Source organism: Rhodoblastus acidophilus (genome assembly GCF_025961575.1).
Classification (GTDB): domain Bacteria; phylum Pseudomonadota; class Alphaproteobacteria; order Rhizobiales; family Beijerinckiaceae; genus Rhodoblastus; species Rhodoblastus acidophilus_C.
In genome coordinates this window covers 21,516-31,824 of the sequence record NZ_JAOQNX010000045.1, presented here as the reverse complement: position 1 = coordinate 31,824, position 10,309 = coordinate 21,516, and the positions used below count along the sequence as shown (strand labels likewise).

General features: G+C 64.6%; 7 protein-coding genes. 3 read left to right on the top strand and 4 right to left on the bottom strand.

The genetic code is table 11. The annotated features are described in order from the left end of the window. The first annotated feature begins 105 nt into the window (after nucleotides 1–105). The gene (locus M2320_RS21920; protein WP_264599113.1) at nucleotides 106–1,158 is read left to right on the top strand and encodes a YncE family protein; all 1,053 of its coding nucleotides are present in this window, start codon (nucleotides 106–108) and stop codon (nucleotides 1,156–1,158) included. Here the strand turns inward: M2320_RS21920 and M2320_RS21915 are convergent. The 4 genes from M2320_RS21915 to M2320_RS21900 all read right to left on the bottom strand — a co-directional run bounded on the left by M2320_RS21915 (nucleotide 1,109) and on the right by M2320_RS21900 (nucleotide 6,961). After that, a complete protein-coding gene (locus tag M2320_RS21915; RefSeq protein WP_264599112.1) occupies nucleotides 1,109–3,631 on the bottom strand; it encodes a sensor domain-containing protein in 2,523 nt (840 codons plus the stop codon). The two genes, M2320_RS21920 and M2320_RS21915, sit on opposite strands and share 50 nt — an antisense overlap. A gap of 139 nt (nucleotides 3,632–3,770) precedes the next feature. Beyond that, a complete protein-coding gene (locus M2320_RS21910; protein ID WP_264599111.1) occupies nucleotides 3,771–4,877 on the bottom strand; it encodes an NADH:flavin oxidoreductase/NADH oxidase in 1,107 nt (368 codons plus the stop codon). Between the two features lie 14 nt (nucleotides 4,878–4,891). Next, nucleotides 4,892–6,283: a class II fumarate hydratase gene (gene fumC / locus M2320_RS21905; protein WP_264599110.1), complete on the bottom strand. Its 1,392-nt coding sequence runs from the start codon at nucleotides 6,281–6,283 to the stop codon at nucleotides 4,892–4,894. A 195-nt stretch (nucleotides 6,284–6,478) separates the two neighbouring features. Then, nucleotides 6,479–6,961: a Dps family protein gene (locus M2320_RS21900; protein WP_184428610.1), complete on the bottom strand. Its 483-nt coding sequence runs from the start codon at nucleotides 6,959–6,961 to the stop codon at nucleotides 6,479–6,481. Between the two features lie 145 nt (nucleotides 6,962–7,106). Between M2320_RS21900 and M2320_RS21895 the strand changes: the two genes are divergently transcribed. Then, a complete protein-coding gene (locus tag M2320_RS21895; RefSeq protein WP_264599109.1) occupies nucleotides 7,107–9,173 on the top strand; it encodes an ATP-dependent helicase in 2,067 nt (688 codons plus the stop codon). Further along, a complete protein-coding gene (gene dinB, locus M2320_RS21890; RefSeq protein WP_264599108.1) occupies nucleotides 9,170–10,288 on the top strand; it encodes a DNA polymerase IV in 1,119 nt (372 codons plus the stop codon). Before M2320_RS21895 ends, dinB begins: the two co-directional genes overlap by 4 nt. The last annotated feature ends 21 nt before the right edge of the window (nucleotides 10,289–10,309 follow it).

Here is a 10,309-nt window from a genome sequence, read left to right as displayed (position 1 = left end):
ATGACAACTGCTCCCGGCCTCACAAGCCAATGAATCAGCTGTCATGAGCGTCAGCAATCGAAAAAGTCACAGACTCTCAGGGTGAGGGCTACTTTGAGACAGCACGTGAATTTTAAATTAGCCCTCACCCTGAGGAGCCTGCGACAGCAGGCGTCTCGAAGGGCGGGGGCGGCCCACGCTTGCCTCCTCCTGCTCGCCCTCGCGACGCCAACGCGCGCGGACCCGCTGGCCTACATCACGGCGCAGGGCGCGGACTCCCTGTCGATCGTCGATCTGGCGCAAGGGCGGGTGGTGGACACGCTGAAGATCGGCAAGAAACCCGCCGGCGTCGCCGTGGCCCCGGGAGGCGGACGCATCTACGCCACCAACCCCGAGGGCCACAGTTTTTCCGTCATCGAACGCGCGGAAAACGGAGCGCATCGCGTCATCGCCGAAATTCCCGCCGGCGCCGGCCCGCTCGGCATTGCGCTCGATCCCCAGGGCAAAACCGTTTTTGTCGCCGACTGGTATGCCGACGAGGTCCACGTCTTCGACGCCGCCACTCTCAAAGAAACAGGCGCGATAAAAGTCGGCCAGTCGCCGGCCGGCATGGCCAGCGACCCCGAAGGGCGGTTTCTCTATGTCGCCAATCGCGAGAGCGACACCGTCTCCGTGGTCGACATTTTCGCGCGCCAAACGGTCGCGACCATTCCCGTGGGCAAGGCGCCGTTCGGCGTGACTTACGACCCCGAAGGCCCCCGCCTGTTCGTCGCCAATGTGCAATCCGGCGACGTCTCCGTGATCGACCCAACAACCCGGCAGGAGACGCGGCGCCTGAAAGTACGCAGCTTTCCCTACGCCATTGCGCTCACGCCGGATGGCAAAATCTTCGTCACCAACCAGCACGACGACAGCGTCACCGTCTTCGACGGCGACACGCTCGAAGAGCTCAAGACAATAGAGGCGTGCGGCTATCCCGAAGGCATTTTGGCGGCGGGCGGCGCGGTCTATGTCGCCTGCTGGATGGACGACGTCCTCGCCCGCATCGACGCCAAAACCCTCGCGGTCGCGCAAAAAATTCCGGTGGCGGCGAGCCCGCGCGCCTTCGGTGTTTTCGTCGCGCCCGCCCTCACTCCGCCGCCTGCGGAAACCCGGCAAAAAAACCCAGCTGTTCGATGAGGGCCGGAATCTCTTCCGGCGCGCAGGGACGGCTGAACAGATAGCCCTGCGCCTCCTGGCAGCCGCGTCGCCGCAGCGCCTCGAACTGGCTTTCGGTTTCGACCCCCTCCGCCGTGGCGCACATATCGAGGCCTTTGCACAGATTGGTCACCGCCGCGATGATGGCGTCGCTCTTGCGCGACTGTTCGAGCCCGCGGGTGAAGGCGCGGTCGATCTTGACCTTGTCGAACGGGAAACTCTGCAACGAACTCAGCGAGGAATAGCCCGCGCCGAAATCGTCCATGGCGATGCGCGCGCCGAGTTTTTTCAGATCGTGCAGCATGCCGAGCGTCGAATCCGTGTTTTGCAGCACGGCGGTCTCGGTGATTTCGATCTCCAGCCGGTGCGGCGCCAATCCGCTCTGCGCCAGCGCCGTCTCCACATTTTCGAGCAGGCGGCGCCCGGCGAATTGCACGGGCGAAATATTGACGGCGACGCTGATCGGCTCCGGCCAGCGCGCGGCTTGCATGCACGCCTCGCGCAAAACCCAGGCGCCCAGCGGCGCGATCAGGCCGATTTCCTCGGCCAGAGGAATGAAGGCGTCGGGCGCGATCAGGCCGCGCTCGGGATGGCGCCAGCGGATCAGCGCCTCAAAACTCTTGATGCGCCGCGTCGCCGTGTCGACCACCGGCTGGTAGCGCAACTCGAACTCGCCGCGCTCCAGCGCCTGGCGCAGATCCACCTCGACGGCGCGGCGCAATTGCATGCGCTCGTTCATTTCCGGCTCGAACCAGCGCCAGCCGCCGCGCCCGTCGGCCTTGGCGCGATAGAGCGCCATGTCGGCGGCCTTGAACAAATCCTCGTATTGCGCGCCGTCCTCCGGCGCGATGGCGATGCCGACGCTGACGCCGACCACCAGCTGATGGCCGTCGATTTCGAAGGGCGCGCAAATGCAGTCGATCACGCGGCGCGCCAGCGCGACGGAATCGCTGGGCGTGCGCAGATTGGACTGGATGATGGCGAATTCGTCGCCGCCGAGCCGCGCCAAAGTGTCGGTGTCGCGCAATTGCTGGCCCAGCCGCGCCGCGGCTTCGACCAGCAGGCTGTCGCCCATGGGATGGCCGAGCGTGTCGTTGACCTCCTTGAACCGGTCGAGATCGAGACAGAGCAGGGCGAATTTCTGGCCTCGCCGCGCGCGCGCCAGCGCGTGATCCATGCGCTCGCGGAACAGCACGCGGTTGGGCAGCCCGGTCAGCGCGTCGTGGCGCGCGGCATGGGCGAGTTTTTCTTCCGCCTCGATCCGCTGCGTGACGTCGATGATGACGCCATTGGAGGTGAGCGGCCGCCCTTCTGCATCATAGGTGTTTTGCGAGCGCACCTCGATATGGCGGACGGGCGCATCGGGCGCCGGGCGGAACCGGTAATAGGACGAGAATTCCAGGCAACGACGGGCCAGACAGTCTTCGATTTCCCGGGCGACGCGCTGGGAATCTTCGGGCAGCATGGTGGCCAGCCAGTCCTGCGTCGAGAAAGGCGCGTCTGCCGGCAGGCCATGCAAGGTGCGGGTTTCGGCGCCGCAGACGATGTCTCCGCTCTGGATGTCGCGGCGAAACGCGCCGATGCCGCCGGCGGTCATGCCCAGCCGCAGCACGGTTTCGCTGGCGCGCACCTTCTCCTCGGCGAGTTCGCTCTCGGTCTTGTCCATCACCACGCCGAACGAGCGGATCGGCCGCCCTTCGGCGTCGAACTGGTAATGGGCGCGCATTTCGACATGGCGCAGGCCGCCGTCGCCGGGGCGCAACAGCCGATAGGCGCAGGCGAGGCGTCGGGCGCGGTTGTCGATGGCGCTGCGCATCGCGTCGACCACGCGCCGCCGGTCTTCGGGATGGACCCATTTCAGCCAGTGCTCGGTGGAGATCAACCCGGCGTCGCGGGGCAGCCCGAACATGTCGCAGAGCTCCTCGCTGAGGGTGACCCGGCCGGTCTCGAGATCGCGGACGAAACTGCCGATCCGGGCGATCTGCTGTCCCAGCCGCAGCAATTGCTCGCTCTCGCGCAACCGTTCCGTGGCCTGGATGCTCTCGGAAATGTCCTGCGCCACGGCGATGCTGCGGGTGGGTTTGCCGGTTTGATCGCGCTTCAAAACGGAGACGCCCAGCCGCACCCAGATGGTTTCGGCGGCCGGACCGATATGGCGCACGGTGCTGTCCCATTGCCCCGTCGCGTCCAGCGACGTGACCCATTCGTCGCGAACCCGCTCGATGTCGCCGGGATGGATGAGCTTCGCTGGGCCAAGCGTCAGGATTTCGCTGACCGACCTGCGCATGATCTCGGCGTAGCGCCGGTTGACGCGCACGAACTGGCTGGTCTCCAGATTCAGTTCGGCAATGCCGGCGGCGCCGTTTTCGAACAGCACGCGCAGCGCCATATCCGTTTCATCGCCGTGCGGGGGGCGCCAAACGGGCTTTCGAAATTTCCGCAACAGCGACAGCATGCCAGACCTCAAAGCCCCGGCGGACCCGCCGGGGTTGGATTGGGGCTTCTGACATGAAGCGGGACGCGACCCTCATGGTCTCCCAGTTCGACGCGTCACTCTGCCGCGGGGGCGGATAACAATGTCTGAAAGTGATCCTCTAGATCTCGGAGGGTGCGAAGATTTTTACGCCATGCGGCTGGGCGCGCAAATATTGGGAGGGCGCCGCGACCTGCTCGCCGAAATGGGCCGCGGCATGCCAGGGCCAGCGCGGATCGTAGAGCATGGCCCGCGCCAGCGCGATCAGGTCCGCCGCCCCGTCGGCCAGTATCTTTTCCGCCTGGTCGAATTCGGTGATCAGGCCCACCGCGACCACCGGAATTTTGACCGCCGCCTTCACCTTCGCCGCGAGCGGAACCTGGTAGTTCGGCCCGACCGGAATTTTCGCCGCCGCCAGGCCGCCGCTCGACACATGGATGGCGGCGCAACCGCGTTTTTCCAGCTCTTGCGCGAAGACGCAGGTGTCCTCGATGGTCCAGCCGCCGTCGATCCAGTCCGTGCCCGACACCCGCACGCTCACCGGCTTGCCCGCCGGAAAATTTTCGCGCACGGCGTCGAACACGTCCAGCGGAAAGCGCATGCGGTTTTCGAGCGATCCGCCATAATCGTCATCGCGCGTGTTGGACAAGGGCGACAGGAACTGGTGCAGCAGATAGCCATGGGCGCCATGCACCTGGATCGCGTCGAGCCCCAGCCGTCCCGCGCGACGGGCGGCGGCGGCGAAAGCGTCGCGAACCCGGACCATGTCGTCGCGCGTGAGCGCGGAGGGCGGCGCATCCGACGCTGTCAAGGCCTTGGCGGAGGGCGCCTCCGTGCGCCAGCCCAAAGCGGATTCGGGCGGCATTTGCGCGTCGCCGCGCCAGGGCAGGTCGTGCGAGGCCTTGCGGCCGGCATGCGCAAGCTGCACGGCGACCGGAATGTCGGAGAATTGCCGGATCAGCGTCAGCACGCGGGCGAAAGCGGCCTCGTTGGCGTCGCTGTAGAGCCCGACATCCGCATAGGTGATGCGTCCCTCCGGCGTGACCGAGGTGGCCTCGATGGTGAGCAGACCGGCGCCGGACAAAGCGAGCTGGCCGTAATGGGCGAGATGCCAGTCGGTCATGCAGCCGGCTTCGGCCGAATACATGCACATCGGCGCGATGACGATGCGATTCTTCAGGCGCGCGCCTTCGAGGTCGAGCGGGGTGAAAAGATGCGTTTTCGCCAAGACAGTCTCCGGGTTCATGCGGGGCCGATCATTTTTCGTGGATCGACCCATTTGTCGAAATCTTCCCCCGAAACGAGGTTGAGCGCGAGCGCGGCCTCGCGCAAGCTGAGATTTTTCGCCGCGGCGTGGTGGGCGATCTGCGCCGCTCTGTCATAGCCGATCATGGGAACGAGCGCGGTCACCAGCATCAGCGAGCGCGCGACATTTTCGGCGATTTTTTGCCGGTTCGGTTGCAGGCCCTCGACAAGGTTTTGGCGAAAGCTGACGCAGCCATCCGCCACCAGCAGCATGGATTGCAGCAGATTGTGGATGATCAGCGGCTTTTGCGCATTCATCTGCAAATGGCCGCCCGCGCCCCCCAGACCGACGGCGACATCATTGGCGCTCACCTGCATGGCGATCATGGTCAAAACCTCTGTCTGCGTCGGGTTCACCTTGCCCGGCATGATCGAGGAGCCCGGCTCGTTTTCCGGCAATAAAAGTTCGCCGAGGCCGGCGCGCGGTCCGCAGGCTTCCAGGCGAATGTCGTCGGCGATCTTTTTCAGCGACCCCGCCAGCGTGCGCAGCACGCCGGAGAAATGCACCAGCGCGTCATGGCTGCCTTGCGCGGCAAATGGGTTGGGCGCGGCGACGAACGGGTGCTGCGTCAGCGCCGCCAGCTCCATGATCGCGGCCTCGCCGAAATTTTTGGGGGCGTTGACGCCCGTCCCGACCGCCGTGCCGCCGAGCGCCAGCCGATAGACCCCCTTCAGCGCGTCATCGATCCGTTCGAGACTGTCGTCGAGCAGGCTGGCAAAACCACCAAACTCCTGGCCAAGGGTAAGCGGCGTCGCGTCCTGCAAATGGGTGCGGCCGATCCGGACGATGTCGGACCATGCGCGCGCCTTGGCGGCGAGGCTGTCGCGCAAAGCGGCGACGGCGGGGATCAGCCGCCGCGTCGCCGTCAGCGCCGCGGCAATATGCATGGCGCTGGGAAAGGTGTCGTTGGAGGATTGCGACCTGTTGGCGTCATCGTTGGGATGGACCGGAATCTTGCTCCCCAGCGCCGTTCCGGCGCGCCGGCAGCACAGGTTTGCAATCACCTCGTTGACGTTCATGTTGAACTGGGTGCCGCTGCCGCTGATCCAGACCGGAAGCGGAAAGTTTTCGGCTTGGCCGCCGCCCAAAATCTCGTCGCAGGCTGTTTCGATCAGGCCGGCTTTTTCCTTGTCGAGCCGGCCGAGCGCGGCATTGGCGCGGGCGCAGGCTTTTTTCAGCAGCGCATAGGCCTCCACCAGTTCCGGCGGCATTTTCTCGCGGCCGATGGCGAAATTTTGCAGCGCCCGCTGGGTCTGCGCGCCCCATAATTTTTCGGCGGGAACGCGGACCTCGCCAAGCGCGTCCTGTTCGATGCGGAAATGTTCCATGCGGCCTCCGCCTGAGACGTCTCCTGCTTAGACCATCAACTCGGCTTTCCGTTCCGGCGCAGCTCTCCGTGGACCGCCCCCGCCGCCGCTGACGCGGCTCCTCCTGAGGGAAACACTTTAAGTAGCCCTCATCCTGAGGAAGCCGCCGCCAGGCGGCTGTCTCGAAGGAGAGGGCGGTCCACGAATCCCTCAGCCCTATTCCTCGAGCAGGCTGCGCAGCATCCACGCGGTCTTCTCATGGACGTCGAGGCGCTGCGTCAGGAGGTCGGCGGTGGGCTGGTCGTTGGCGTCATTGACCAGCGGGAACAGGTCGCGGGCGGTGCGGGCCGTCGCCTCCTGCGCCTCCACCAGATGCTGGATCATGTCGGTCGCCTTCGGCACGCCCTCCACCTCCTTAATCGAGGCGAGTTTGGTGAACTCCTTGTAGGTGCCGGGCGCCGGGAAGCCCAGCGAACGGATGCGCTCCGCGATCAGATCCAGCGCGTTCCACTGTTCGGTATATTGCTGCATGAACATCACATGCAGCGTGTTGAACATCGGACCCTTCACGTTCCAGTGGAAATTATGGGTCATCAGGTAGAGCGTGTAGGAATCGGCCAGCAGGTGGGACAGGCCCGCCGCAATTTTTTTCCGGACGTCTTCGGCGATGCCGATGTTGATGGCGGGTTTGGTGCTCATCATAACCTCATTGCAAATTTTCGTTTGATTACTGCGCCTTGACGCGTGTGTAGTTATGCCGGCCAAGTCTGAGCGACGCCAACAGAAAATCCGTGGCGTTTTGATCGGCAAAATCGATAAGTGGCGCCGCGTTTGGCGCGCCCGCATGTTCGTTTTATGTTCAGGCGTGCAGAGCAGCGATTCGCTTACTGGCTATCTCGCCAAACTCAACGACGCCCAGCGCCGCGCCGCCACCTCGGGCGCGGACCGGGCGCTGCTGGTGATCGCCGGCGCGGGCTCCGGCAAGACCAACACCCTGGCTCACCGCGTCGCGCATCTGATCGTCAGCGGCGCCGATCCGCGCCGCATCCTGCTGATGACCTTTTCGCGCCGCGCCTCGAGCGAAATGGTTTCGCGCGTCCGCCGCATCTGCAAGGAGGCGCTCGGCGAACGCGCCGACGTGCTCGCCGACGCCCTCACCTGGGCGGGCACGTTTCACAGCATCGGCGCGCGGCTGTTGCGCGAGCAGGCGCTGAACATCGGCCTCGATCCCGATTTCACCATCCACGACCGCGAGGATTCCGCCGACCTGCTCAATCTGGCGCGGCACGATCTCGGCCTGTCCAAGACGGAAAAACGCTTCCCGGCCAAGGGGACCTGCCTGGCGATCTACTCCCGCGCGGTGAATTCAGAAGCGCCGCTGGAAGAGGTCTTGGGAAAAAACTTCCCGTGGTGCGCCGGCTGGGCGGATGAACTGAAAAAACTGTTTGGCGCCTATGTCGAGGCCAAACAGGCGCAAAACGTGCTCGATTACGACGACCTGCTGCTCTACTGGGCGCAGATGATGCAGGAGCCGGCGCTGGCGGAAGAGCTTTCCGCGCGCTTCGAGCATGTGCTGGTGGACGAATACCAGGACACCAATCGCTTGCAGGCGAGCATCCTGCTCGGCCTGAAACCGGACGGCCGCGGCCTCACGGCGGTCGGCGACGACGCGCAATCCATTTACGCCTTCCGCGCCGCCGAAGTGCGCAACATTCTGGATTTTCCGCAAAAATTCACGCCGCCCGCCGAGGTGGTGACGCTCGAGCGCAATTACCGCTCGACCCAGAACATTCTGGAGGCCGCGAATGGCGTGATCGCTTTGGCCAAGGAGCGGTTCACCAAGAACCTGTGGACCTCGCGGCAGTCCGTGGAGCGCCCCGCGCTGGTGATCGTGCGCGACGAAACGGATCAGGCGAATTTCGTCGCCGAAAAAGTGCTGGAGGCGCGCGAAACCGGGATGCGGCTGAAGGACCAGGCGGTGCTGTTTCGCGCTGCCCACCATTCCGGGCCGCTGGAAATCGAACTCACCCGGCGCAACATTCCCTTCGTCAAATTTGGGGGCCTGAAATTTCTCGACAGCGCCCATGTGAAGGACATTTTGGCCTTCCTGCGCTTTGCGCAAAACCCGCGCGACCGCATGTCCGGCTTCCGCCTGCTGCAACTTTTGCCGGGGGTCGGCCCGGCTGCGGCGCGCAAAATTCTGGACAAGATCGCGGCCGAAGCCGCGCCGCTGCAAGCGCTGGCGTCGCTGCCGGCGCCCGCCAAAACCGGCGAGCCCTGGGGCGCGCTGGTCGAAATTTTACGCGCGCCCTCGTCGTGGCCCGGCGATCTGGCCCGGGCGAGAACATGGTACGAGCCGCATCTCGACCGGCTGCACGAGGATGCCGTCACCCGCAAAATCGACCTCGCGCAACTCGAGGTCATCGCCCAAAACTATCCGTCGCGCGAAAAATTCCTGACCGAACTCACGCTCGATCCGCCCGACGCCACCAGCGCCGAGGCCGGCCCGCCGCTGCGCGACGAGGATTATCTGATCCTCTCCACCATCCACTCCGCCAAGGGCCAGGAGTGGAAAAGCGTTTTTGTTCTCAATGTGGTGGACGGCTGCATCCCCTCCGACCTCGCCACCGGAACCAGCGCGGAGATCGAGGAGGAGCGCCGGCTGCTCTATGTCGCCATGACCCGCGCTAAGGACCATTTGCGCTTGGTCACGCCCCAAAAATTCTTCACTCATGGCCAGCACGCGCGCGGCGACCGCCACGTCTATGCGGCGCGCAGCCGCTTCATCCCCACCGAGATTTTGAGCCATTTTGAAACCATCGGCTGGCCGGCGGTCCGCGCGGACGAAAAAGGGCCGGATTCGAACACCCGGGTCAACCTGAGCGCGCGCATGCGCGGTATGTGGAAATGAGCGCGCCGGAGCCGGCGGCCTCGTCGTCAGGCGAGGCCAGGAAAATCCGAAAAATCATTCACATCGACATGGATGCGTTTTTCGCCTCGGTGGAGCAGCGCGACAATCCCGATTTGCGCGGCAAGCCGGTGGCGGTCGGCCATGGCCGCGCCCGCGGCGTGGTGGCGGCGGCGAGCTATGAGGCGCGCGCCTTCGGCGTTCATTCCGCCATGCCCTCGGTCACCGCGCAGCGCAAATGCCCGGAGCTGATTTTCACCCCGCCGCGCTTTGACGTCTACCGCGCGGTGTCGCTGCAGATCCGCAAAATTTTCGCCCGTCACACGCCGCTGATCGAACCGCTGTCGCTGGACGAGGCCTATCTCGATCTCACCGATTGTCTCGACGACGGCGAAACGGCGACGCAGGCGGCGGAAAAAATCCGCGCCGCGATTTTGGCTGAAACCGGCCTCACCGCTTCGGCGGGCGTGTCCTACAACAAGTTCTTGGCGAAAATGGCCTCTGACCAGCGCAAGCCCAACGGCCTGTTCGTCATCACGCCAAAGCAGGGCCCGGCCTTTGTCGCGGCTTTGCCCGTTCGAAAATTCCACGGCGTCGGGCCGGCCACCGCCGACAAGATGAAAAAACTCGGCATCGAAACCGGCGCGGATTTGCGCGCCTGCGATCCCCATGTCCTGGCGCATCATTTCGGCAAGGCCGGCGCCTTTTATGCGGCGATTGCCCGCGGCGAGGACCATCGTCCGGTAAAACCGGACCGCGAGCGAAAAAGCATCGGCGCCGAAAACACGTTTTTGGCCGACATTTTCACCCCCGAAGCCATGCAGGAAAAAATCGCGCCGATCGTCACAAAAGTTTTCGCCGCCTGCGAGCGGCTGCGCCTGTTTGGCCGCACGGTGACGGTCAAGGTCAAATACGCCGATTTCCAGCAGCTTACCCGCGCGCAGACCCAGAGCGCTCCGGTTGCGTCCTGCGATGATTTGTCGCATCGTGCGCAAAACCTGCTGCGGCCGTTGTTTCCGTCGTCGAAAGGGGTGCGGTTGCTGGGAGTCACGGTGTCCGGCTTCGAGGAAATGCAGGGGGAAGCCGATCAACTCGGGTTTGCGTTCCCTTGCGATTGAGACCTTGCGTGCGCTAACGCA

Excerpts from the sequence above, each read along its gene's own strand:
- M2320_RS21915 (WP_264599112.1), bottom strand. The coding sequence starts at position 3,631 with ATGCTGTCGCTGTTGCGGAAATTTCGAAAGCCCGTTTGGCGCCCCCCG.
- fumC (WP_264599110.1), bottom strand. The coding sequence starts at position 6,283 with ATGGAACATTTCCGCATCGAACAGGACGCGCTTGGCGAGGTCCGCGTT.
- M2320_RS21900 (WP_184428610.1), bottom strand. The coding sequence starts at position 6,961 with ATGAGCACCAAACCCGCCATCAACATCGGCATCGCCGAAGACGTCCGG.
- M2320_RS21895 (WP_264599109.1), top strand. The coding sequence starts at position 7,107 with ATGTTCGTTTTATGTTCAGGCGTGCAGAGCAGCGATTCGCTTACTGGC.
- dinB (WP_264599108.1), top strand. The coding sequence starts at position 9,170 with ATGAGCGCGCCGGAGCCGGCGGCCTCGTCGTCAGGCGAGGCCAGGAAA.